This is a genomic window from Pseudomonas sp. NPDC089422 (assembly GCF_044749405.1).
GTDB lineage: Bacteria > Pseudomonadota > Gammaproteobacteria > Pseudomonadales > Pseudomonadaceae > Aquipseudomonas.
This window is the reverse complement of record NZ_JBIVHW010000001.1, coordinates 753952-775749: the sequence shown is the minus strand read 5'-3', so window position 1 is coordinate 775749 and position 21798 is coordinate 753952. Positions and strand designations below refer to the sequence as shown.

22 protein-coding genes are annotated in these 21798 nt (G+C 65.3%); 8 read left to right on the top strand and 14 right to left on the bottom strand.

All coding sequences use genetic code 11. From position 1 onward, the window contains the following. Positions 1 to 6: 6 nt before the first annotated feature. From ACIPZ8_RS03560 to lexA, 4 genes are read right to left on the bottom strand one after another with little or no spacing between them, the layout of a single operon-like run. On the bottom strand, positions 7 to 3087 hold the full coding sequence (locus ACIPZ8_RS03560; RefSeq protein ID WP_400719658.1) for an error-prone DNA polymerase: 3081 nt from the start codon (positions 3085 to 3087) through the stop codon (positions 7 to 9). After that, on the bottom strand, positions 3084 to 4502 hold the full coding sequence (locus ACIPZ8_RS03555; RefSeq protein ID WP_400719656.1) for a Y-family DNA polymerase: 1419 nt from the start codon (positions 4500 to 4502) through the stop codon (positions 3084 to 3086). The genes ACIPZ8_RS03560 and ACIPZ8_RS03555 overlap by 4 nt, the downstream gene beginning before the upstream one ends. 6 nt (positions 4503 to 4508) lie before the next feature. Beyond that, positions 4509 to 5129, bottom strand: a complete 621-nt coding sequence (gene imuA, locus ACIPZ8_RS03550) for a translesion DNA synthesis-associated protein ImuA (protein WP_400719655.1) — start codon at positions 5127 to 5129, stop codon at positions 4509 to 4511. Then, positions 5129 to 5746 carry a transcriptional repressor LexA gene (gene lexA, locus ACIPZ8_RS03545; RefSeq protein WP_400719653.1) on the bottom strand — a complete coding sequence of 206 codons (618 nt, stop codon included), beginning with the start codon at positions 5744 to 5746 and terminating at the stop codon, positions 5129 to 5131. Before lexA ends, imuA begins: the two co-directional genes overlap by 1 nt. A 94-nt stretch (positions 5747 to 5840) precedes the next feature. On the opposite strand from lexA, the gene ACIPZ8_RS03540 reads away from it, so the two are divergent. After that, positions 5841 to 6500: an HAD family hydrolase gene (locus ACIPZ8_RS03540; protein WP_400719651.1), complete on the top strand. Its 660-nt coding sequence runs from the start codon at positions 5841 to 5843 to the stop codon at positions 6498 to 6500. Positions 6501 to 6881: 381 nt separating this feature from the next. Continuing rightward, complete coding sequence (locus ACIPZ8_RS03535) at positions 6882 to 7610, top strand: DUF899 domain-containing protein (protein ID WP_400719649.1); 729 nt, start codon at positions 6882 to 6884, stop codon at positions 7608 to 7610. Positions 7611 to 7614: 4 nt separating this feature from the next. Here ACIPZ8_RS03535 and ureG read toward each other — a convergent pair whose 3' ends face one another. The 8 genes from ureG to ACIPZ8_RS03495 are packed head-to-tail and all read right to left on the bottom strand — an operon-like array spanning position 7615 to position 13164. Continuing rightward, positions 7615 to 8238 carry an urease accessory protein UreG gene (gene ureG / locus ACIPZ8_RS03530; protein WP_027916761.1) on the bottom strand — a complete coding sequence of 208 codons (624 nt, stop codon included), beginning with the start codon at positions 8236 to 8238 and terminating at the stop codon, positions 7615 to 7617. Between the two features lie 11 nt (positions 8239 to 8249). After that, positions 8250 to 8924 (bottom strand): urease accessory protein UreF, encoded by a 675-nt coding sequence (locus ACIPZ8_RS03525; RefSeq protein WP_400719647.1) that lies wholly within the window; start codon positions 8922 to 8924, stop codon positions 8250 to 8252. Next, positions 8924 to 9469 carry a HupE/UreJ family protein gene (locus tag ACIPZ8_RS03520; RefSeq protein ID WP_400719646.1) on the bottom strand — a complete coding sequence of 182 codons (546 nt, stop codon included), beginning with the start codon at positions 9467 to 9469 and terminating at the stop codon, positions 8924 to 8926. The genes ACIPZ8_RS03525 and ACIPZ8_RS03520 overlap by 1 nt, the downstream gene beginning before the upstream one ends. Before the next feature lie 22 nt (positions 9470 to 9491). After that, the gene (ureE, locus tag ACIPZ8_RS03515) at positions 9492 to 9971 is read right to left on the bottom strand and encodes an urease accessory protein UreE (RefSeq protein ID WP_400719644.1); all 480 of its coding nucleotides are present in this window, start codon (positions 9969 to 9971) and stop codon (positions 9492 to 9494) included. Between the two features lie 10 nt (positions 9972 to 9981). Further along, positions 9982 to 11685 (bottom strand): urease subunit alpha, encoded by a 1704-nt coding sequence (gene ureC, locus ACIPZ8_RS03510; RefSeq protein ID WP_400719642.1) that lies wholly within the window; start codon positions 11683 to 11685, stop codon positions 9982 to 9984. Further along, positions 11682 to 11999 (bottom strand): urease subunit beta, encoded by a 318-nt coding sequence (locus tag ACIPZ8_RS03505; RefSeq protein WP_294340923.1) that lies wholly within the window; start codon positions 11997 to 11999, stop codon positions 11682 to 11684. The genes ureC and ACIPZ8_RS03505 overlap by 4 nt, the downstream gene beginning before the upstream one ends. A gap of 19 nt (positions 12000 to 12018) precedes the next feature. Next, on the bottom strand, positions 12019 to 12321 hold the full coding sequence (locus ACIPZ8_RS03500) for an urease subunit gamma (RefSeq protein ID WP_027916767.1): 303 nt from the start codon (positions 12319 to 12321) through the stop codon (positions 12019 to 12021). 9 nt (positions 12322 to 12330) lie between these two features. Continuing rightward, the gene (locus ACIPZ8_RS03495; RefSeq protein WP_400719640.1) at positions 12331 to 13164 is read right to left on the bottom strand and encodes an urease accessory protein UreD; all 834 of its coding nucleotides are present in this window, start codon (positions 13162 to 13164) and stop codon (positions 12331 to 12333) included. Between the two features lie 282 nt (positions 13165 to 13446). On the opposite strand from ACIPZ8_RS03495, the gene ACIPZ8_RS03490 reads away from it, so the two are divergent. The 4 genes from ACIPZ8_RS03490 to ACIPZ8_RS03475 all read left to right on the top strand — a co-directional run bounded on the left by ACIPZ8_RS03490 (position 13447) and on the right by ACIPZ8_RS03475 (position 17159). Continuing rightward, positions 13447 to 13791 carry a hypothetical protein gene (locus ACIPZ8_RS03490; RefSeq protein WP_400719638.1) on the top strand — a complete coding sequence of 115 codons (345 nt, stop codon included), beginning with the start codon at positions 13447 to 13449 and terminating at the stop codon, positions 13789 to 13791. Between the two features lie 152 nt (positions 13792 to 13943). Further along, the gene (locus tag ACIPZ8_RS03485) at positions 13944 to 14963 is read left to right on the top strand and encodes a branched-chain amino acid aminotransferase (RefSeq protein ID WP_060514178.1); all 1020 of its coding nucleotides are present in this window, start codon (positions 13944 to 13946) and stop codon (positions 14961 to 14963) included. 146 nt (positions 14964 to 15109) lie between these two features. Beyond that, positions 15110 to 15790: a response regulator transcription factor gene (locus ACIPZ8_RS03480; protein WP_400719636.1), complete on the top strand. Its 681-nt coding sequence runs from the start codon at positions 15110 to 15112 to the stop codon at positions 15788 to 15790. Next, entirely contained in the window at positions 15768 to 17159 is a 1392-nt protein-coding gene (locus tag ACIPZ8_RS03475) for a sensor histidine kinase (protein ID WP_400719634.1), read from the top strand. The genes ACIPZ8_RS03480 and ACIPZ8_RS03475 overlap by 23 nt, the downstream gene beginning before the upstream one ends. A 35-nt stretch (positions 17160 to 17194) precedes the next feature. Here the strand turns inward: ACIPZ8_RS03475 and cysS are convergent, their stop codons facing one another. Both cysS and ACIPZ8_RS03465 read right to left on the bottom strand, forming a co-directional pair. Beyond that, complete coding sequence (cysS, locus tag ACIPZ8_RS03470) at positions 17195 to 18577, bottom strand: cysteine--tRNA ligase (protein ID WP_103447067.1); 1383 nt, start codon at positions 18575 to 18577, stop codon at positions 17195 to 17197. Positions 18578 to 18586: 9 nt separating this feature from the next. Further along, entirely contained in the window at positions 18587 to 20290 is a 1704-nt protein-coding gene (locus tag ACIPZ8_RS03465) for a glutamine--tRNA ligase/YqeY domain fusion protein (protein WP_060507419.1), read from the bottom strand. A 235-nt stretch (positions 20291 to 20525) separates the two neighbouring features. On the opposite strand from ACIPZ8_RS03465, the gene ACIPZ8_RS03460 reads away from it, so the two are divergent. Continuing rightward, a complete protein-coding gene (locus ACIPZ8_RS03460; RefSeq protein ID WP_400719632.1) occupies positions 20526 to 21029 on the top strand; it encodes a peptidylprolyl isomerase in 504 nt (167 codons plus the stop codon). After that, positions 21026 to 21748 (top strand): UDP-2,3-diacylglucosamine diphosphatase, encoded by a 723-nt coding sequence (locus tag ACIPZ8_RS03455; RefSeq protein WP_400719630.1) that lies wholly within the window; start codon positions 21026 to 21028, stop codon positions 21746 to 21748. Before ACIPZ8_RS03460 ends, ACIPZ8_RS03455 begins: the two co-directional genes overlap by 4 nt. The last annotated feature ends 50 nt before the right edge of the window (positions 21749 to 21798 follow it).

Below are 21798 nucleotides of genomic sequence, written 5' to 3'. Positions count from 1 at the left end.
TCAAGGTCAGTGAAAGTCCCGGCTCTTTACATCCAGCCCCTGCAACAAGGGGCTGATGTCCTCCAGCCGCCGGGCGATCAGATGCCGAACCCCGTTCTCCTGCTCCAGCCGCCCGCTCACCTTGAGCAACTGAGCCCCCACCAGCGCCCGTCGCTGCCGCTCGGCCAGATCCCGCCAGACCACCACATTGACCATGCCGAACTCATCCTCCAGCGTCACGAAGGTCACCCCGCTGGCGGTCTGCGGCCGCTGTCGCCCCACCACCAGCCCGGCCATGGCAATCGCATCGCCATGCTCGAGCCCAGCCAGTTCGCCGGAACTGCGGCACCCCAGCGCCCGCAACCGTGAACGCAACAGCCTGAGCGGATGCGGGCCCAGGGTCGTGCCCAAGGTGCCGTAATCGGCTACCAGGTCCTCGCCAACCGTTGGCACCGGCAACGCCACCTGGGCTTCCGGCAGTGCCTGCACCTCGGCGAACAGCGGCAACTGCGGCTGCACTGCCGCCACCTGCCAGCGCGCCTGGTGGCGATCACCGGCCAAAGCTCGCAGTGCCCCCGCATCGGCCAGCCGGGCGCGAGCACGGCTGTCGAGCCCGGCGCGCAGGCACAGGTCTTCGACATTCCGCCAAGGGCGCTGCGCCCTCGCCTGCTCCAACCGGCGGGCATCCACCTCGCTGAACCCCCGGACCTGCCGCAGCCCTAGGCGAATGGCCAAGGCACCGTGGCGATCGGGCTCCAGCGTGCAGTCCCATTCGCTGTGGAACACATCCACCGGGCGTACTTCGATCCCTTGCCGCCGCGCCTCCTGCAGCAGCTGGTCGGGGCTGTAGAACCCCATCGGCCAGCTGTTGACCAGCGCACAGGTGAAGATCGCCGGCTCATGGCACTTGAGCCAGCTGCTGGCATAGCACAGCAAAGCGAAGCTGGCCGCGTGCGACTCGGGGAAGCCGTAACTGCCAAAGCCTTTGATCTGCTCGAAGATACGCTCGGCGAACGCCAGGTCGTAACCGTTGCGCAGCATGCCCTCGACCAGCCGCTGACGATGGGGCTCCAGCCCGCCATGGCGTTTCCAGGCAGCCATGCTGCGGCGCAACTGGTCGGCCTCGCCAGGGCTGTAGTCGGCAGCGACCATGGCCAGTTCCATCACCTGCTCCTGGAACAGCGGCACGCCCAGGGTGCGCTCGAAGACCTCCTTGAGTTTTTCCGAGGGGTAGGTCACCGGCTCCTGTTTGAGGCGTCGGCGCAGGTAAGGGTGAACCATGTCGCCCTGGATCGGCCCGGGGCGCACGATGGCAACCTCGATCACCAGGTCGTAGAAGGTGTTGGGCCTGAGCCGCGGCAGCATGGCCATCTGTGCCCGCGACTCGATCTGGAACACGCCCATGGTTTCAGCGCGGCTGATCATCGCGTAGGTCGCCGGGTCTTCGCCGGGGATGGTCGCCAGGGTCAGCTGCCGACCGCGGTGGCGCTGCAGCAAGTCGAAGCAGCGGCGCAAGGCGCTGAGCATGCCCAGGGCCAGCACGTCGACCTTGAGCAGGCCGACCATGTCCAGGTCGTCCTTGTCCCACTGGATCACCGTGCGCTCGGCCATGGCGGCGTTTTCCACCGGCACCAGGTGGTCCAGCGGCTGTTCGGAAATGACAAAGCCACCTGGGTGCTGGGACAGGTGACGGGGGAAACCGATCAGTTCACCGGCCAGTATCAGGATGCGCCGCAGCGACGGGCTACCGGGTTCGAAACCGGCCTCTGCCAGCCGCTGATCGTCCGGGATACGGTCGCTCCATCGACCGCAGCACTTGGCCAGGGCATCCACCTGGTCGGCCGGCAGGCCCAGCACCCTGGCCACATCACGAACAGCGCCGGCAGCGTGATAGGTATTGACCACGGCGGTCAGTGCGGCGCGGTGCCGGCCGTAACGGCGGAACACGTACTGGATCACCTCTTCGCGCCGGTCATGCTCGAAGTCCACGTCGATATCGGGCGGCTCGTTGCGCTCACGCGACAGGAAGCGCTCGAACAACAGGCGATGTTCCATCGGGTCGAGCTCGGTGATGCCCAGTACGAAGCACACCACCGAGTTGGCTGCCGAACCACGGCCCTGGCAGAGAATGTGCTGGCTGCGGGCAAAGGCGACGATGTCATGCACGGTCAGGAAATAGCTTTCGTAGCCCAGCTCCTCGATCAGCGCCAGCTCCTTGTCCAGCACCACGCGTACCTGGCTGCTCGGCCCTGACGGCCAGCGCTGGGGCAAGCCCCGCTCGCACAATTCGCGCAGCCAGCTGGCGGGTGTCTGGCCCTCGGGCACCAGTTCGCGTGGGTACTGGTAGCGCAGTTCACCCAGGTCGAACTGGCAACGCTCGGCGATGACCAGGCTCTCGGCCAGCAGGTCTGCCGGGTACAGCTCGGCCAACTGCTCCAGCGCACGCAGGTGGCGCTCGCCATTGGCGAACAGATGGCGCCCTGCCTCGGCCACGTTGCAGTGCTGGCGGATGGCGGTCATGCAGTCCTGCAGGGCGCGCCGGCCGCGCACGTGCATGTGCACGTCACCACAGGCCACGGCGCGGATGCCCTGCTGCGCCGCCAGCTCGCGCAAGCGGGCCAGGCGCCGGTCATCATCGCTGCCACGGTGCAGGTGCACGCCCAGCCACAAGCGCTCGGCGAACGCCTCGCACAGCCATCGGCCTGTAGCCTGATCATCGGCATCATCGGCAATCCACAGCGCCAGCAAACCTTCATGGTGTTGCTGCAGATCGTCAGCGAACAACTGGTAGTCACCCTTCTCGGCCCGCCGTCGCGCTCGGGTGATCAAGGCACAGAGGTTCTGGTAACCCGTGAGGTTCTGCACCAGCAAAACCAGTTTGGGGCCATCCTGCAGGCGCACTTCGCAGCCGACGATCAGGCGCAACTGTTGCGCCTTGGCGGCCTGCCAGGCGCGAACGATACCGGCCAGGGTGCACTCGTCGGTGATCGCCAGGGCCTGGTAGCCCTGCTCGCGGGCGCGGCGAAACAGCTCCTCGGCACTGGATGCACCACGCTGAAAGCTGAAATTGGACAGGCAATGCAACTCGGCGTAGCCCGGTGTACTCATGCGAACCAGCCCTGCAGCCACAGCGGGCCGGGTTGGGCCAGGTCGTGATAGGCCCAGCCACGCAGGCCATCGCGGGTTTCGATGCGGTAGTAGTCACGGCGCACATCGCCACCGTCCCACCAGCCTGACTCGATGCGCTCGGCCTGGCCCAAGAGCCTGTGGCCAGCCCCCTCCAGGGCCTGCGGGGTGGGCAGCAACCAACCTGGGCGGCTACCCGGCAAGGCCGGCAGGCTACCCTGGGCACCCTGCTCCGCTTGCTGCCAGGCGCATTCGGGGCGGTGGTCGGCCTCGGCGCGCAGCCCCTTGACGGCTTCATCACCCAGGCGCGCACGCAGGCGTTCGCGCAGTTGCTCCCAGGGCTGGGCCTGCTTGGCACGGGGGTCGAACAGTGCCTGGTGCTGGGGCACGAAGGCTGGCAGGTCATCGGCGACCAGTCGCAGGTTGCGCACCGGTGCCGGGATGCGCAGTGGCTCCAGGCGCCCACGGGCCAGCTCGAACAGCATGGCGGCGTCGCGCTCGGCTGCCAGCAGGCCCACCTGCAATTGAGTGTCCGGCCCTTCGACGTGCTCCAGATACAGGCAAAAGCGCTGTACGCCGCAGTCGCGCCCGGCGAGGAAGGCCGCCAGGTCATTGAGCATGCGCCGCAAGGGGAACAGCAAGGCCTGATGCGATTCGACGTCGAAGTTGAGTTCCAGGCGCGTCTCGAAGCGGTCCGGCGGCTGATAGAAGCCCAACCCCATGGAACGCAGCCCGAGCAACTGGTCCAGGTGCAACTGCACCTGGGCGGAAAACCGCCTGGCCAGCGCATCGCGCGGCAAGGCCAGCACCTGACCCAACTGGCGCAGACCCATGCGGACAAAGGCTTCGGCAGCGTCCGCTGGCAACCCGACGCGCTCGATCGGCATGCGCGCCAGCGCCGCTCGGGTCTGCTCGGCGCAGGTCAGTGCCAGGCCATCATGGCCGTTGGCAAGCATGCGAGCCGCTACCGGGTTGGTCGCGAGCACGATGCGCTGGCGCAAGCCCAGTGCGGCCAGCTCTTCGCGCAGGCGGGCCTCGAACAGCGGCCAGGGGCCGAACAGCTGCAAGCTGGAGCCGACCTCAAGCAACAAGGCACGTGGGTAGTGGAGACTCACCTGGGCACTGAACCGGTAGGCCCAGGCCGCCAGCAATTGCTGCAACTGCTCGATGCGGGCCGGGTCGGCCTCGACACAGTGGAACCCGTCGGCCAAGGCCCGCGCGGCCGTCAGCGTCTGCCCCGCTCGCAGGCCAAGCGCCGCCGCGGCGGGATTGACGGCTTGCAGCAGACGGCGCTGAACGGGGCCGCCGACCAGCACCAGCGGTGTATCGGCGTCGTCACGCTCGCGCAGGATCGAGTCCAGCGCCAGCTGGGGCAGGAGAATGCAGGCCCAGAGCATATTGCATCAGCCCCGCCCTGGGCAGGCGATGGGCATGGCCGGTGGCATGCCGCCACGGCACTTGAGTACCCGCCATTGCGCCGGGCGCGTATCCACGGCAATACGCAGCGCAGCGGGCGACGGATTGTGCGCAGCCTGTTGCGGCCGACAGGCGAAGGCCAGTGCCTGCCCGGTCTCGGCGGCCACCTGCAGGCGGCGCAGGGCGCGGTCATCGGCACGCTCCGGCCAGCACAGCACCGCTGCGCAACTGCCGGAGCGCAGGCACTGTTCGGCAGCCCACAGGGCATCGGCCTGCCCCGCATCGACCTGTACCAGCCAGCGCAGGTCCACGCCAGCGGCCTGCCAGGCCGGTGCATAGGGAATGAACGGCGGCGCCACCAGCACCACCCGCCCGCCTTCAGCCGTCAGGCGTGCCAGGGATGGCCAGAGCAGTTGCAACTCGCCACAGCCCGGGCTGGCCAACAGCAACTCGCTGAGGGCTGCGGCCGGCCAGCCGCCATCCGGCAGGCCTTGGTCGAGCAGTGCATGGCCCGTGGGCTGCAACCCGGCCGGGCGCACCTGGCCCTGCCGCCCGCGCCAGACCTGACGCTGGTCGAGCAGGCGATCGAGATCGACCACCGCGCCCATCAGTCGCGCCTCAACAGGCCACAGAACACGCCTTCGATGAAGAATTCGCGCTCAGGCCCCACGTCGATCGGCGCATAGGCCGGGTTGCGCGGCAACAGCCGGTAACCACCGGGCTGGCGCTGCAGGCGCTTGATGGTGACCTCGCCGTCCAGGCGCGCGACCACGATCTGGCCGTCACGTGCCTCGCCCTGCTGGCGGATGCCGACCAGGTCACCGTCGAAAATGCCGTCGTCGATCATCGAATCACCGCGCACCTTGAGCAGGTAATCCGGTGTGCGGCGGAACAGGCTGGGGTCGAGCAGCAATTGCTCGTGAATGCCCAGGTCCGGGCCGATCGGCGCACCGGCGGCCACCTGCCCCAGCACGGGAATTTCGAGGATTTCCGGCCGGCGCAGGGGCTCGGCCAGGCGAATGCCCCGCGCCTGGTTGGGTGTGACGTCGATGTAGCCGGCCTGGCACAACGCGGTGATGTGCTTGCGCGCGACGCTGCGCGAGGCGAAGCCGAAGCGGCTGGCGATATCGGCCAGGCTAGGCGGCTGGCCGTGGTCGGCAATGCGCTCGCGAATGAATTCGAGGATTGCACGGCGTTTGGGGGTGAGATTGTCCATGGAGTACATTTGTACTCTTTTCGGCGTACGCTGAACAGCCCCCTTTGTCGTCAGCTTTGGTTATCATCCCCGGGCTTTTGTTTCTTGAATACCTGGATACCTGATGCTGACTGCCCTGCTGTTCGATCTCGATGGAACCTTGACCGACACCGACACCCTGCATTTGCAGGCCTTCCGCCAACTGCTTCACGACTATGACGGCCGCGAGCTGACCCAGGAGCAATTCGATGCCCAGGTCAGTGGCCGGGCCAATGGCGAACTGTTTGCCGAATTGTTTCCGCTTGCCGACCTGGCCGAGTGCCAGGCGCTGGCCGACCGCAAGGAAGCGCTTTTCCGTGAACTGTCACCCGCGCTGCAACCCATGCCCGGCCTGCTGCGCCTGATGGACCACGCACGGGCCTGGGACATCGGCATGTGCGTGGTGACCAATGCGCCGCGGCTGAATGCCGAGCACATGCTCACGGCCATGGGGCTTGGCGATCGCTTCGAGCATGTGCTGGTGGCCGAGGAGCTGGCGCGGGCGAAGCCTGATCCACTGCCCTATCTGACCGGGCTGCAGCGTCTGGAATCGTTGGCGGGCGAGGCGCTGGCGTTCGAGGATTCGTTGCCAGGGGTGACGGCCGCGAGCGGGGCCGGGATCTTTACCGTCGGTGTTGCCACTACTCAGACGCCGGAGCGCCTGCTGGCTGCGGGGGCCAAGCTGGTGGTGAAGGATTTCAATGATCCACAGTTGTGGGAATTGATCGAGACCATGCACGGCTGAGGCAGCAATGTGTTCGCCGTGATTTTTTGATCAAGGCGGCAACCGAGCGCCGCCCGCGCGGCGCATCGCAGGCAAGCCTGCTCCTACATCTGTTTCGGGCCAATCCCTCCTGCATCCATTGGCGCGCGACCCATTGTGTGTCCGACGCGATATCGAGCCATGCGCCGAGGGCACGCGCGCCAATGGCACAGACATGACTGGCCCGAAACAGATGTAGGAGCAGGCTTGCCTGCGATGCGCCGCGCGGGCGGCGCTCGATCTCACAGGCGCTGGACATCTCTTGCCCTACACCCGCAAACCACTCGTCGGCCCTGCCCTGAATCTGTCGATTCCCCTCTCCTCAAATCGACCAAAAGCTGAGCCCCCAGCGGAGTCAGCCCCATGAGCACCCTCGATCAAAAACACCCGGTCGCCACACGCGAGCAATGGCTGGCCGCCCGCCGCCAGCTGTGGCTGCACGAAAAAGCCTTCACCCACCAGCGCGATGAACTGGCCGCTGCCCGTCGTGCCCTGCCTTGGGTCAAGGTCGAGCAGCCCTACCGCTTCCAGGGCCCGAACGGTGAACTGAGCCTGGCCGACCTGTTTGCCGGGCGCAGCCAGCTGCTGGTCTATCACTTCATGTTTGCCGAGGGCTGGAGCGAAGGCTGCCCTGGCTGCTCGTTCCTCGCCGATCATTTCGATGGCGCCAACCTGCACCTGGCCCATCACGACGTCTCGCTGGTTGCCGTGTCGCGCGCGCCCTACCCCGAATTCCAGGCCTTCCGCCAGCGCATGGGCTGGCGATTCCCCTGGTATTCATCCCACGGCAGCGGTTTCAATGAGGATTTCGGCGTCAGCGTCGGCACCGAGGGCCAACGCCAGTACAACTACGCGCCGTACACCGGCAACGAGACTGAGCTACCAGGCCTGAGCGCCTTCTGCAAAGACTCGGATGGCACGCTCTACCATACCTACTCCACCTACGCCCGCGGCCTGGACATCCTGGTCAACACCTACAACTTCCTCGACATCGCGCCACTGGGGCGCAACGAAGCCGGGACCATGGACTGGGTGCGGCATCATGATCGCTATGAAGGGCAACCCGACAAACCGCACTGCTGCCACACGTGAGCGATCAGCCTCTCACGCCGAGCATGCCCCGCTCGACGATGAAGTCGATCACCGCCTGCAAGCCTTCGCCCTTTTTCAGGTTGCTGAAGGTCCAGGGCCGCTGCGGGCGCATGCGCTGGGTATCACGCTCCATGACCTCCAGCGAGGCGCCGACGTAAGGTGCCAGGTCGGTCTTGTTGATCACCAGGAAGTCCGACTTGGTGATGCCGGGCCCACCCTTGCGCGGGATCTTCTCGCCCTCTGCCACGTCGATGACGTAGATGGTCAGGTCGGCCAGCTCCGGGCTGAAGGTGGCACTGAGGTTGTCGCCACCGCTTTCGACAAAGATCACTTCGAGGTTGCCGAACTTGCGTGCCAGCGCTTCGACGGCGGCCAGGTTCATCGAGGCGTCTTCGCGGATGGCGGTGTGCGGGCAGCCACCGGTCTCGACACCAACGATACGTTCAGGCTCAAGGGCTCCGGCCTCGGTAAGGATGCGCTGGTCTTCCTTGGTGTAGATGTCATTGGTCACCACGGCAATCTGGTAGTGGTCGCGCATGGCCTTGCACAGGCATTCGAGCAGCGCGGTCTTGCCGGATCCGACCGGGCCGCCGACACCGACGCGCAGGGGTTGCTGATAGCTTTGCATGGAGGCAGTCCTCAGGAACGGAATAAACGGGTGTATTGGGTTTCGTGACGCGATGAAGCGATTGCCAGCAGCGGCAGGCCACCGCCGAGCTGGTCATCGGCCAACGCCAGTGCCTGGTCCAGCACGCCGGGCAGTTCGGCGCCCAGGTCGCGCAGCAGGGTCTGCGCCGCCTGCTGGCCGAACGGCACCAGCTTGACCCCGGCCATCACTGCGCCTTCGAGCCAGGCAAAGGCATGGCCGAGGGCGAGTTGACGCAGCGGGATCTGCCAGTGCGCGGCGAGCCAGGCCATGCCACCGAGCTGGCTGAGTTCGAGGCTGGCGCGCCAGGCCGGGTCCTGGCCCAGCTGCCAGCCATCGAGCAGGCGTGCCAGGGCCGAGCCGCGCTGCTGTTCTTCCAGGCGCAGCTCGGCGGTTTCGCGGTTGGCCAGCAGGAAGCGGCTCCAGTGGCTGAATGCTTGCGCGTCGCCCGCCTCGCAGGCGCGGTACAGGCGCGCCAGTACCGGCCAGTCCAGGCAGGCCAGGGTGTCGTGCACCTGCTCGCGCTGCCAGGCGCAGAAGCCGGCAGTGTCATGCACCCAGCCAGCCTCGACGGCCCACTCCAGGCCCTGCGAGTAGGTAAAACCTCCCACCGGCAGCCCAGGGCTGGCCAGCTGCAGCAGGCGCAGCAGCGCCAGATCGCTGTTCATCAACCGGCCAGCACCAGTGCGGCGCCGGCCAGCATGCCGCCACCGAAGGCCTTCTGCAGGCCGCTGTGGCGGCGCAACAGGCAGCCGACGCCGAAGCCGACAGCCAGCAACAGGCCGCTGACAGTAACGAAACCGGCGCTGAACAGCCAAAAGGCGCTTGGCGTGGCTTCCACACCGTGGGCCCAGCCATGGAACAGGGCGAACACCGGCATGGCCAGGGCCAACAGCAACTGACGGCTCGGCAGCAGCACGGCAGCGGCCGCCACCAGCACCGACACGGCGATCAGGGTTTCCATGCCCAGCACATCACCGAACAGGTGGCCGCACACGGCACCGGCAAACATCGAGGCCAGGGTAGCCAGCGGCAAGGTCAGGTTGCGTCGGGTCAGCGCGGCCAGCACCCCGGTACCCAGCAGCATCAGCAAGTGATCGAGCCCGGTCAGCGGGTGCAGCAGGCCGTCGTGCAGCGGATTGCCGTCGTGACCCGGGTGGGCGAAGGCCGGCAGTGCGACCATCAGCAGGGCAAGGGCGAAAATCTTTTTCATGGTTGGCTCCTTAATGAAGGGTTCAGGAATGGGCTGGCAGACGCACGAACGGATGGTCGTGGCCATGGCTGTGCGGCGCGCTCTGGTAGGCCCCGGCTTCCGGCTCGAACGGCGCCTGCTCGGCTTCCACCGTCAGGCCCAGGCCGCGCAGCATGTCGTCGAGTACATGGTCATGCTGATAGCGCAGCAGGCCCGGATCGATTTGCAGGGGTACGTGGCGGTTGCCCAGGTGATAGGCGGCGCGCGCCAGCAGGTGCGGGTCGGCACAACGCACGGTCGACACCGCTTCAGGTGCAGCCAGTACGCGGATCACCTGGTCTCCCGAGGCATCGGCGAGCAACTCGCCGCCGCGCAGCAAGTGGCCACGTTCGAGCATCAGCCCGGCTTCGCGGCCGTCGTCGAGGGTCACCCGCAGGCGGCTCTTGATGCGGCTGTCGACGTCCAGGGTCACGGTACCGGTGACGGTCTCGGATGCCTCGATCCGGCGGGTCAGGACAATCATCTTCACTCCTTCAGAACAGGAAATAACGCTGGGCCAGCGGCAGCTCGCTGGCGGGCTCGCAGACCAGCAACTCGCCGTCCGCGCGCACCTGGTAGGTCTGCGAATCGACTTCGATCACGGGCTGCAAGGTGTTGTGGACCATGTCGGCCTTGCGCACCCGACGGCAGCCGTGGGCGACCCCGATCAGGCTCTGCAGTCCCAACTCCTGGTGCAGGCCCCGGTCCATGGCAGCCTGGGGCAGGAAGGTCATGCGCGTGGCGTGGCGGGCCGCGCCCATGGCACCGAACATTGGCCGGTAGTGCACCGGCTGCGGGGTCGGGATCGAGCCGTTGACGTCGCCCATCGGCGCGCTGGCGATCATCCCGCCCTTGATCACCAGGGCCGGCTTGACCGCGAAAAACGCTGGCGACCACAGCACCAGGTCGGCCAGCTTGCCGACCTCGACCGAACCGACTTCATGGGCGATGCCATGGGTCAGCGCCGGGTTGAGGGTGTACTTGGCGATGTAGCGCTTGACCCGGAAGTTGTCGCTGTAGCCCGTGTCCGGTGCCAGCGGACCTCGGCGCAGCTTCATCTGGTGCGCCACTTGCCAGGTGCGCAGCACCACTTCACCGACCCGGCCCATGGCCTGGGAGTCGGACGAGGTCATGGCGAAGGCGCCCATGTCGTGGAGGATGTCTTCGGCGGCGATGGTCTCGCGGCGGATGCGCGACTCGGCGAAGGCGACGTCCTCGGCAATGCTCGGGTCCAGGTGGTGGCAGACCATGAGCATGTCCAGGTGCTCGTCGACGGTGTTGACCGTGTACGGCAGGGTCGGGTTGGTCGAAGACGGCAGCACGTTGGCCTGCCCCGCCGCACGGATGATGTCCGGCGCGTGGCCGCCACCGGCACCTTCGGTATGGAAGGTGTGGATGGTGCGATCGCCGATGGCGGCCAGGGTGTCTTCGATGCAGCCCGACTCGTTCAAGGTGTCGGTGTGGATCGCCACCTGGATGTCCATCTCCTCGGCCACGCCCAGGCAGCAGTCGATGGCGGCCGGGGTCGAACCCCAGTCCTCGTGCAGCTTCAGGCCCACGGCGCCGGCAGCGATCTGCTCGCGCAGCGCTTCGGGGCGCGAGGCGTTGCCCTTGCCCAGCAGGCCGATGTTGATCGGCAGGCAATCGGCGGCCTGGAGCATACGCGCCAGGTACCAGGGCCCTGGGGTGCAGGTGGTGGCATTGGTGCCGGTGGCCGGGCCGGTACCGCCGCCAATGAAGGTGGTGACGCCACTGGTCAGTGCCTCTTCCACCTGCTGCGGACAGATGAAATGGATGTGCGAATCGATACCGCCAGCGGTGACGATCTTGCCTTCGGCCGCGATCACTTCGGTGCCCGGGCCGACCGGCACGGTCACGCCCGGTTGCACGTCGGGGTTGCCGGCCTTGCCGATGACGGCGATGCGCCCGTGCTTGACGCCGATATCGGCCTTGACGATGCCCCAGTGATCGATGATCAGGGCATTGGTCAGCACCAGGTCCATGGCCTCGGCGGCGAGCATCTGCCCCTGGCCCATGCCGTCGCGGATGACCTTGCCGCCACCGAACTTGACCTCTTCACCGTAGAGCGTGAAGTCCTTCTCGACCTCCACCCACAAGGCAGTGTCGGCCAGGCGCACGCGGTCGCCGACGGTGGGGCCGAACATGTCGGCGTAGGCCCGACGGGAAATCCGGCTCATGCCCTGCCCTCCAGCGCGCCGTTCACCTTGCCCTGGAAGCCATACACTTCACGCTTGCCGGCATAGGCCACCAGCTGCACGGTGCGCGACTGGCCCGGCTCGAAGCGCACGGCGGTGCCGGCCGGGATATCGAGACGAAAGCCGCGGGTCGGTTCACGTTCGAACACCAGCGCAGCGTTGACTTCGTAGAAGTGGTAGTGCGAACCGACCTGAACCGGCCGGTCGCCATGGTTGGCCACGCTGACGCTGACCGTGTCACGGCCGACGTTGAGTTCGATGTCGCCAGCGGCGACCTGAATTTCACCTGGGATCATGCTGGGCTCCTGCTCCAGGTCAGACGATAGGGTCGTGCACGGTCACCAGCTTGGTGCCGTCGGGGAAGGTCGCTTCGACCTGCACGTCATGCAGCATCTCGGCGACGCCTTCCATGACCTGCTCGCGGCCGATCACTTCGCGGCCCAGGCTCATCAGCTCGGCCACCGTGCGGCCATCGCGGGCACCTTCGAGCACGGCGGCGCTGATCAGCGCCACCGCCTCCGGGTAGTTGAGCTTCAGGCCACGGGCCAGGCGCCGTTCGGCCAGCAGCGCGGCAGTGAACAGCAGCAGTTTGTCTTTCTCTCTCGGGGTCAGCTCCATGGCGCTCTCTCAAGTGGCCCAGATGCGCGGCGGGCACGCGGCCAGGCCGAGAACGGCCGGGCGCAGGGCATGCCAGAGGCGCTGCAGGGTGTGTTGCAGGTGTTGGTTGTCATGGTCGAGCAGGCGGATCACCAGCAGCGAGCCGAGCAAGGTCGCGCCTGCGGGGGTGTCGAGCTCATCGAGTAGCGCGCGCACCTGCTCCAGCACGGTCGGGGTCGCCGGCGCTGCGCAGAAGGTGGCGACCAGCGGGTGGCCGCCGACCTTGGCCAATTGCCCGCCGGCGATGCGCAGGCGCTCGTGCAGGCCGGGGTCGCCGGGCAACGCAATGCACAGGCGGCTGTCCAGTGCCCCCTGCTCGAAGCGCTCGTTCATCACCGGCCGGCCCAGGCACAGGGTTTCCCAGGCCAGCAGCCTGGCACCGGGTTCGAGGGTGAAGCGGCTGTCGAGGCTGGCGCGGGCGCCATTGAAGAAGATGCTGTCCTGGGGCAGCCATTCCAGTGTGCTACCGGCCTGCAGGTGGAAGCGCTGGGCCAGCCGCGCGGTGGGGCCGATGCTGCGGTAGAACTTGCTGGCGCCCGGCATGGTCAGCAGCGCGTGGCTGCCAGGCTCGAGGTGGATATCCAGCTCCAGGCGGTCGCCGGCGACGATGCCGCCGGGTGGGTGCAGCACATAAACGTGGCACGGCGCGCCTTCCGGGTAGAACGGCCGCTGCACCAAAAGCGGGCCGAAATGCCGGCGCGCACCAAGGCGGGTCACGCCATTGCGCTCGACGAAGCGCAACTGCAGGTGGGCGCTCCAGCCGGCGTCTTGCTCCGATGGTTCGATCTGCTCCGCGAGCGACATCCTGCGGCCCCTTGATATCCGTGGCCTGGCGGCCGTTTAGAGGGTCATCTGCAACACCTGCGGGAGATAGCAGGCTGACCACTCGATCAAATTTCGCTGGCTGGATATAGCAGGTTGCGGGCCAACTACGCAGGTGAATGAAGATGAAACCTTCATGGCGAGGGCTCTGGCATGGGGCATACGGGGCTGCACCGCACATTGCGGGGGCGGCACTTGGCCCTGTTTCGGTGCTGCGCTAAAGTCTTTCACTAGCCTTCGGTATGGGAACCCGTTTTGAAAAACATGAGCAAACGTGACCTGGCGCGCCTTGAGCGTGAACTGGTCGCCGGCCTGACCGACGCCTGCGAGGCCGCCAAGGCAGAGATCGTAGGGTTCAGCTGGCTGACCCATCGACTGGACCCGAACGATTTTCCGGCCAGCCTGCGCATTACCTGGGTGTTCGAGCGTGAGGCCGATAAAACAGCGGCGCTGGCTGGTGAGGCCAAGGCCCGCATGCTGGCGCTGACGGCTCAGGCGCTCGATGAGGCGGGCGTGCAGTTGGACCATGTCGCCTGGCATGTGCGCTTTGACAGCGAGGAAGCTTGCGTGCGCAACCACGCCGGGGACTGGAACCGGCGACTGAAGTAACCCTGAGGCCGGCCCAGACAATCGAGAACGTTCAGATGATGGCCAATTCGTGACTGGCCGTTCCCGATACGCGACGGATGTATTATCGTGGCGAGGTGCGCATATAACAGCAGCCCGAGCGATCGGGCACTTGCAAGACAATCGAGGGTGTCATGAGTAACGAAAGCATTAACTGGGACAAGCTGGGTTTCGACTACATCAAGACCGACAAGCGCTACCTGTCCGTATGGCGCAATGGTGAGTGGGACAAAGGCACCCTGACCGAAGACAACGTGCTGCACATCAGTGAAGGCTCCACTGCCCTGCACTATGGCCAGCAGTGCTTCGAAGGCCTCAAGGCCTACCGTTGCAAGGACGGCTCGATCAACCTGTTCCGCCCAGACCAGAACGCCGCCCGCATGCAGCGCAGCTGCGCGCGCCTGCTGATGCCGCAGGTGCCGACCGATGTGTTCATCGAAGCGTGCAAGCAAGTGGTCAAGGCCAACGAGAAGTTCGTCCCGCCACACGGCAAAGGCGCCCTGTACCTGCGCCCGTTCGTGATCGGTACCGGCGACAACATCGGCGTGCGCACCGCCCCCGAGTTCATCTTCTCGGTCTTCGCCATCCCGGTTGGCTCGTACTTCAAGGGCGGCATGAAGCCGCACAACTTCCAGATCTCCAGCTTCGACCGTGCCGCCCCTCAGGGCACTGGCGCAGCCAAGGTCGGTGGCAACTACGCGGCCAGCCTGCAACCGGGCGCTGAAGCCAAGAAGGCCAACTTCGCCGACGCCATCTACCTCGATCCGCTGACCCACACCAAGATCGAGGAAGTCGGTTCGGCCAACTTCTTCGGCATCACCGCCAACAATGAATTCGTCACCCCGAAATCGGCCTCGGTACTGCCAGGCATCACCCGCCTGTCGCTGATGGAACTGGCGCAATCGCGCCTGGGCCTGACCGTGATCGAAGGCGACGTCGAGATCAACAAGCTCGACCGCTTCATCGAAGCCGGCGCCTGCGGTACCGCCGCGGTGATCACCCCGATCGGCGGTATCGAGTACAACGGCAAGCTGCACGTGTTCCACGACCTGGAAAAAGTCGGCCCGGTCACCCAGAAGCTCTATAACGAGCTGACCGGCATCCAGAGCGGTGACGTCGAAGCACCCGCAGGCTGGATCGTCAAGGTCGCCTGAGCCACTGCGCCATGCTGATCGACGGGGCATGCCAGACACTGGCATGCCCCGTTTTGTTTTACCCGGCGTAGATGAATTTTTCTTAAATCGCCGTTTGGCTATTCTTTGGCACAATCAAATCTCCACATAGACGCCCAGGAACGAGCATGCCACGCGTACTGACCATCGAAGACGACGCCGTCACCGGCCAGGAAATCGTCGCCGAACTCTCCAGCCACGGCCTGGAAGTGGATTGGGCCGACAACGGCCGCGAGGGCCTGGCCAAGGCCATTGCCGGCGGTTACGACCTGATCACCGTAGACCGCATGCTGCCCGAGGTCGATGGCCTGACGATCGTCACCACCCTGCGCAACCTGAAGATCACTACGCCAATCCTGATGATCAGCGCCCTGTCCGACGTCGATGAGCGCGTGCGCGGCCTGCGTGCCGGTGGCGACGACTACCTGACCAAGCCGTTCGCCTCGGACGAGATGGCCGCGCGGGTCGAAGTGCTGCTGCGGCGCAACAGCGTACCGATGACCCAGACCCGCCTGCAGGTCGCCGACCTGCAGCTGGACCTGATCAGCCACGAGGCCCGCCGCGGCGAGCACACCCTCAACCTGCTGCCCACCGAGTACAAGCTGCTGGAATACCTGATGCGCCACAGCGGCCAGGTGATCACGCGGATGATGATCTTCGAGGAAGTCTGGGGCTACCACTTCGATCCGGGCACCAACCTGATCGACGTGCACATCGGCCGCCTGCGCAAGAAGATCGACTCCGCCGGCCAGTCGCCGCTGATCCGTACGGTACGGGGCTCGGGTTATGCCATTGCTGAACCCGTCTAAGGGCTGGAGTTCGTCCACCAGTCGCCTGTTGGCGCTGTACAGTTTTCTGTTCGTGGCCTGGAGCAGCATCCTCATGGGGGTGCTGTATTTCGAGGTGTCCAGCTACCTGAACAAGCTCACCCGCCACTCCATGCTGCAGCGCCAGCACCTGTTCGCACACATGAGTGGCAAGCAGCTGGACGATGCCCTGATCGCCAGCCAGGCGTTCGAAGAACGCAGCTTCGATGCCTATGGCCTGTTCGACGCCCAGTTCAACCCGGTAGGTGGGCGCATTCGCGCAATTCCGCCTGACCTTGGCCTGGACGGCAAGGTGCACGAACTCAAGCGCTGCCTGGACGCTGACGACCCGCACATGCCACGTGACAGCTGCGATGCAGTGGCGATCAAGGTGCAGGATGGCCGCTGGCTGGTGCTGTTCCGCGACAATGGCTCGTTGTTCGTGGTCACCCGCATCATCCTGCATGCCTTGTTGTGGGGCATCTCGCTGACCCTGATTCCGGGGTTTGCCGGTTGGTACCTGCTGCGCCGCCGCCCGCTGAAGCGCATTCGTGCGATTCAGGCCCAGGCCGAGCTGATCGTCGCCGGCGACCTCACCCACCGCTTGCCGCTGTCGGCACGCCGCGATGAGCTGGACATGCTCGCCGATATCGTCAACGCCATGCTCGACCGCATCGAACGGCTGATGCATGAAGTCAAAGGCGTATGCGACAACATCGCCCACGACCTGCGCACTCCCCTCACCCGCCTGCGGGCGCAGCTGTACCGTATTCGCCAGCAAAGCGCGCACGACTCGCCACAAGCCGAAGCGCTGGACCAGGCGATCGGTGAGACCGACACGTTGATGGCACGCTTCCGTGGCCTGCTGCGTATCAGCGAGCTGGAAGACCGCCAGCGCCGCGCCGGCTTCGTTCAGCTCGATCCGCACGACTTGCTGGTGGAACTGCACGACTTCTACCTGCCGCTGGCCGAGGATGGCGGCATCCGCCTGAACCTCGAACAGCCTGCCCAGTTGCCGGCGCTGCATGGTGATCGCGAGCTGCTGTTCGAAGCGCTGGCCAACCTGGTGGGCAATGCCATCAAGTTCACGCCCGAAGGCGGTCGGGTTGCCATCAAGGCGACCCAGGATGAGCTGGGGGTGCACATTGCCATTGAAGACAGCGGGCCGGGGATTGCCGAAGAAGAGCGGACCGCAGTGTTGAAACGGTTCTATCGCAGCGAGGAAGGCCACCGCCATTCCGGGTTCGGGCTGGGGCTGTCGATCGTTGCGGCGATCGTCGACCTGCACGGGTTCGGGCTGGAGATTGGCGAGAGCGAGCTGGGAGGGGCGAAGCTGGTGCTACATTGCCCGCTTTCCGGGCTAGCCAAGTAAAAGCTGGGGCTGCAAAGCAGCCCCAATGACGCCGATCAGTCAGCCAGGCGCCAGGTAGTGGCACCCTTGCTGTCTTCCAGCACCACACCCATGGCAGTGATCTGGTCGCGGATGCGGTCGGATTCCGCCCAGTTCTTGTCCGCACGCGCCTGCAGGCGCGCCTGGATCAAGGCTTCCACTTCAGCCGCATCGACCTTGCCTTCGGCACCGGCACGCAGGAAGTCATCAGCCTCCAGCTGCAGCACGCCCAACACATCGCCCAGCTCACGCAGGCGGCCGGCCAGGCCAGCCGCCGCGTCGACATCGCTGTCACGCAAGCGGTTGATCTCGCGCACCAGGTCAAACAGCACGGCACAGGCTTCCGGGGTACCGAAGTCGTCGTTCATCGCCACGCTGAAGCGCTCGACAAAGGCTTCGCCACCCTTGGCGGCAACCCGAGGCAGGCCACGCAGGGCGTGGTAGAAGCGCTCCAGGGCGCCCTTGGCATCGCGCAGGCTGTCTTCGGAGTAGTTGATGGCGCTGCGGTAGTGGCTGGCCACCAGCAGGTAGCGCACCACCTCCGGGTGGTACTTGTCGAGCACGTCGCGGATGGTGAAGAAGTTGTTCAACGACTTGGACATCTTCTCGCCATTGATGCGGATCATGCCGCAGTGCATCCAGCTGTTGGCGTACTGCTTGCCAGTGGCTGCCTCGCTCTGCGCGATCTCGTTCTCGTGGTGCGGGAACTCCAGGTCGCTGCCGCCACCGTGGATGTCGAAGCTCTCGCCCAGGCAGCAGGTGGACATCACCGAGCACTCGATGTGCCAGCCCGGACGGCCCGGGCCCCACGGCGAATCCCAGTACGGCTCGCCCGGTTTGACGCCTTTCCAGAGGACGAAGTCCAGTGGATCCTGCTTGGCCTCGTCGACCTCGATGCGGGCACCGATGCGCAGGTCTTCGATCTTCTTGCGCGACAGCTTGCCGTAGCCGACGAACTTGCCGACCCGGTAGTACACGTCGCCATTGCCCGGCGCGTAGGCATAGCCCTTGTCGATCAAGGTCTGGATCATCGCGTGCATGCCGGCGATATGGTCGGTGGCACGCGGCTCCAGGTCCGGCTTGAGGATGTTCAGGCGGCGCTCGTCCTCGTGCATCGCGTCGATCATGCGCGCGGTCAGGGCGTCGAACGCCTCGCCGTTTTCGTTGGCGCGGTTGATGATCTTGTCGTCGATGTCGGTGATGTTGCGCACGTAGGTCAGGTCGTAGCCGCTTTTACGCAGCCAGCGGGTCACCAGGTCGAACGCCACCATGCTGCGGCCATGGCCAAGGTGGCAGTAGTCGTACACGGTCATGCCGCACACGTACATGCGCACCTTGTTGCCATCGAGCGGCTTGAAGGCTTCCTTGGTCTTGCTCAGCGTGTTGTAGATGGTAAGCACGGCGATTCCTTAGCTGCCCCAGGAGTCACGAAGGGTGACGGTGCGGTTGAACACCGGGCGACCCGGCTGGCTGTCCTTGAGGTCGGCGCAGAAATAGCCTTCGCGCTCGAACTGGAAGCGGTCCTCAGGCTGTGCCTGGCCCAGCGACGGCTCGGCGCGGCAGCCGGTCAGCACTTGCAGCGAGTCCGGGTTGATATTGTCGAGGAAGCTGCCGCCATCTTCGGTCTTCTCCGGGTTGGCGGAGCGGAACAGGCGGTCGTACAGGCGTACTTCGCACTCGACGCTGCCTTCGGCCGGCACCCAGTGGATCACACCCTTGACCTTGCGGCCTTCCGGGTTCTTGCCCAGGGTGTCCGGGTCGTACGAGCAGCGCAGCTCGACGATGTTGCCGTCGGCATCCTTGATCGCCTCGTCGGCGCGGATCACGTAGCTGCCGCGCAGGCGCACTTCACCGGCAGGCTCCAGGCGCTTGTAGCCCTTTGGCGGCTCTTCCATGAAGTCATCGCGGTCGATGTACAGCTCGCGGGCGAACGGCAGCACGCGCACGCCCATGTCTTCCTTCGGGTGGCGCGGCAGTTCAAGCTGCTCGACCTGGCCTTCCGGGTAGTTGGTGATGACCACCTTCAGCGGGCGCAGTACGCACATGGCGCGTGGCGCGGTGCGGTCGAGGTCGTCACGGATGCTGAACTCGAGCATCGACATGTCGACCACGCCATCGGAACGGTTGGTGCCGATCATTTCGCAGAAGTTGCGGATCGACGCCGGGGTGTAGCCGCGGCGGCGGAAGCCCGACAAGGTCGACATGCGCGGGTCGTCCCAGGCGCTGACGTGCTTTTCGTCGACCAGCTGCTTGAGCTTGCGCTTCGAAGTGATGGTGTAGTTCAGGTTCAGGCGGCTGAACTCGTACTGACGCGGGTGCGCCGGTACCGGCAGGTTGTCGAGGAACCAGTCGTACAGCGGGCGGTGGCCTTCGAACTCGAGGGTGCAGATCGAGTGGGTGATGCCTTCGATGGCGTCCGACTGCCCGTGGGTGAAGTCGTAGTTCGGGTAGATGCACCACTTGTCACCGGTCTGGTGGTGGTGGGCATGGCGGATGCGGTACAGGATCGGGTCGCGCAGGTTCATGTTCGGCGAGGCCATGTCGATCTTGGCGCGCAGCACGCGCTCGCCGTCTTTGAACTCGCCGGCCTTCATGCGCGCGAACAGGTCGAGGTTTTCCTCGACGCCGCGCTCGCGGAACGGGCTGTTCTTGCCGGGTTCGGTCAGGCTGCCGCGGTATTCCTTGGCCTGATCAGGGGTCAGGTCGCAGACATAGGCCTTGCCACGCTTGATCAGTTCAACGGCCCAGTCGTGCAGCTGGTCGAAGTAGTTGGAGGCATAGCGCACCTCGCCGGCCCAGTCGAAGCCCAGCCATTTGACGTCGCTCTGGATGGCGTCGATGTATTCCTGGTCTTCCTTGGCCGGGTTGGTGTCGTCGAAGCGCAGGTGGCAGACGCCGCCAAACTCCTTGGCCAGGCCGAAGTTGACGCAGATCGACTTGGCGTGGCCGATGTGCAGGTAGCCGTTGGGCTCCGGCGGGAAGCGGGTGACGATGCTGCTGTGCTTGCCCGAGTCCAGGTCGGCCTGGATGATCGGCCGCAGGAAGTTCGCAGGGACAGCGGGGGCGCCTTTGGCAGCGGCGTTGGGCGCGTTGTCGGCAGTGGGCTTGCTCATAGGATCCTTGAATGCACGTGTCCGGCCTGGGTAGGCCGATTGAATCAAAGGGCCTATCATAGCCGAAGCAGTCAAGCTGCTGACAGCCGGGCACCGACAAACTGGCGCGATTTATCGCGATCCGTGCAAAATGATCGCCGTGCACCATGTGTCGCGGTTGCCCGATCCTGCGTCAGGTGACTAAACGCGCCCTGCGCAGCCTATTCCTGTATGCCTTGAAAGAGCGAATTTCAGCATGTCCAAAGTCAAACTGACCACCAACCACGGCGACATCGTTCTGCAACTGAACGCCGAAAAAGCGCCGCTGACCACCGAAAACTTCGTTCAGTACGTCAAGGACGGCCATTACAGCAACGTCGTCTTCCACCGTGTGATCAAGGGCTTCATGATCCAGGGCGGCGGTTTCGAGCCAGGCATGAACGAAAAGCGTGACAAGCGTGCCCCCATCCAGAACGAAGCTGACAACGGCCTGAAGAACGACAAGTACACCATCGCCATGGCCCGCACCATGGATCCGCACTCCGCCTCCGCGCAGTTCTTCATCAATGCCTCCAACAATGATTTCCTCAACCACAGCGGCAAGAACACCCAGGGCTGGGGCTACGCCGTATTCGGCGAAGTGATCGAAGGCCGTGAGGTCGTCGACGCCATCGAGAAGGTTGCCACCGGTTCCAAGGCTGGCCACCAGGACGTGCCGAAAGAAGACGTGATCATCGAGAAAGCCGAGATCATTGAGTGATCCTGCTGATCTCCGATCTGCATTTGCAAGAAGAACGCCCGGACATTACCCGGGCGTTTCTTGATCTGCTCGACGGCCGCGCCCGCCACGCCAAGGCGCTGTACATCCTCGGCGACTTCTTCGAAGCGTGGATCGGCGACGATGCCATGACCCCGTTCCAGCAGTCGATCTGCCAGGCCTTGCGCCAGCTCAGCGACAGCGGCACGGCGATCTACCTGATGCATGGCAACCGCGACTTCCTGCTTGGCCGGGACTTCTGCGCGGCCGCCGGCTGCACACTGCTGGCCGACCCGAGCGTGATCGAGCTGGGGGGGGAACAGGTGCTGCTGATGCATGGCGACACCCTGTGCACCCGCGACCTGGCCTACATGAAGATGCGCCGCTACCTGCGCAACCCGGTGAGCCTGTGGATCCTCCGGCATCTGCCGCTGGCCACCCGGCAGAAACTGGCGCGCAAGCTGCGCAGCGAAAGCCGTGCGCAGACTCGCATGAAGGCTACCGAGATCGTCGATGTCACGCCGGAGGAAGTGCCGAAGGTGATGGCGGCACACGGCGTGCGCACGCTGGTGCATGGCCATACCCACCGGCCGGCGATTCACAAGCTGGTGGTGGATGGCGAGCCGGCACGGCGTATCGTGCTGGGGGATTGGGACCGGCGGGGCTGGACCTTGCAGGTCGATGCCCAAGGCTTTGCCCTGGAACCGTTCGAGTTCTCCTGAACGAAATCGATTGCTGCACCGGCCTCATCTCCGGCAAGCCGGCTCCCACA

Coding starts and splice junctions, on each gene's coding strand:
- ACIPZ8_RS03485 (WP_060514178.1), top strand. CDS start 13,944: ATGAGTAACGAAAGCATTAACTGGGACAAGCTGGGTTTCGACTACATC.
- ACIPZ8_RS03540 (WP_400719651.1), top strand. CDS start 5,841: ATGCTGACTGCCCTGCTGTTCGATCTCGATGGAACCTTGACCGACACC.
- ACIPZ8_RS03475 (WP_400719634.1), top strand. CDS start 15,768: ATGCCATTGCTGAACCCGTCTAAGGGCTGGAGTTCGTCCACCAGTCGC.
- ACIPZ8_RS03535 (WP_400719649.1), top strand. CDS start 6,882: ATGAGCACCCTCGATCAAAAACACCCGGTCGCCACACGCGAGCAATGG.
- imuA (WP_400719655.1), bottom strand. CDS start 5,129: ATGGGCGCGGTGGTCGATCTCGATCGCCTGCTCGACCAGCGTCAGGTC.
- ACIPZ8_RS03505 (WP_294340923.1), bottom strand. CDS start 11,999: ATGATCCCAGGTGAAATTCAGGTCGCCGCTGGCGACATCGAACTCAAC.
- ACIPZ8_RS03490 (WP_400719638.1), top strand. CDS start 13,447: ATGAGCAAACGTGACCTGGCGCGCCTTGAGCGTGAACTGGTCGCCGGC.
- ACIPZ8_RS03520 (WP_400719646.1), bottom strand. CDS start 9,469: ATGAAAAAGATTTTCGCCCTTGCCCTGCTGATGGTCGCACTGCCGGCC.
- ureE (WP_400719644.1), bottom strand. CDS start 9,971: ATGATTGTCCTGACCCGCCGGATCGAGGCATCCGAGACCGTCACCGGT.
- ACIPZ8_RS03525 (WP_400719647.1), bottom strand. CDS start 8,924: ATGAACAGCGATCTGGCGCTGCTGCGCCTGCTGCAGCTGGCCAGCCCT.
- ACIPZ8_RS03495 (WP_400719640.1), bottom strand. CDS start 13,164: ATGTCGCTCGCGGAGCAGATCGAACCATCGGAGCAAGACGCCGGCTGG.
- ACIPZ8_RS03560 (WP_400719658.1), bottom strand. CDS start 3,087: ATGAGTACACCGGGCTACGCCGAGTTGCATTGCCTGTCCAATTTCAGC.
- ureC (WP_400719642.1), bottom strand. CDS start 11,685: ATGAGCCGGATTTCCCGTCGGGCCTACGCCGACATGTTCGGCCCCACC.
- ACIPZ8_RS03555 (WP_400719656.1), bottom strand. CDS start 4,502: ATGCTCTGGGCCTGCATTCTCCTGCCCCAGCTGGCGCTGGACTCGATC.
- lexA (WP_400719653.1), bottom strand. CDS start 5,746: ATGTACTCCATGGACAATCTCACCCCCAAACGCCGTGCAATCCTCGAA.
- ureG (WP_027916761.1), bottom strand. CDS start 8,238: ATGCAAAGCTATCAGCAACCCCTGCGCGTCGGTGTCGGCGGCCCGGTC.
- ACIPZ8_RS03465 (WP_060507419.1), bottom strand. CDS start 20,290: ATGAGCAAGCCCACTGCCGACAACGCGCCCAACGCCGCTGCCAAAGGC.
- ACIPZ8_RS03460 (WP_400719632.1), top strand. CDS start 20,526: ATGTCCAAAGTCAAACTGACCACCAACCACGGCGACATCGTTCTGCAA.
- ACIPZ8_RS03500 (WP_027916767.1), bottom strand. CDS start 12,321: ATGGAGCTGACCCCGAGAGAGAAAGACAAACTGCTGCTGTTCACTGCC.
- ACIPZ8_RS03480 (WP_400719636.1), top strand. CDS start 15,110: ATGCCACGCGTACTGACCATCGAAGACGACGCCGTCACCGGCCAGGAA.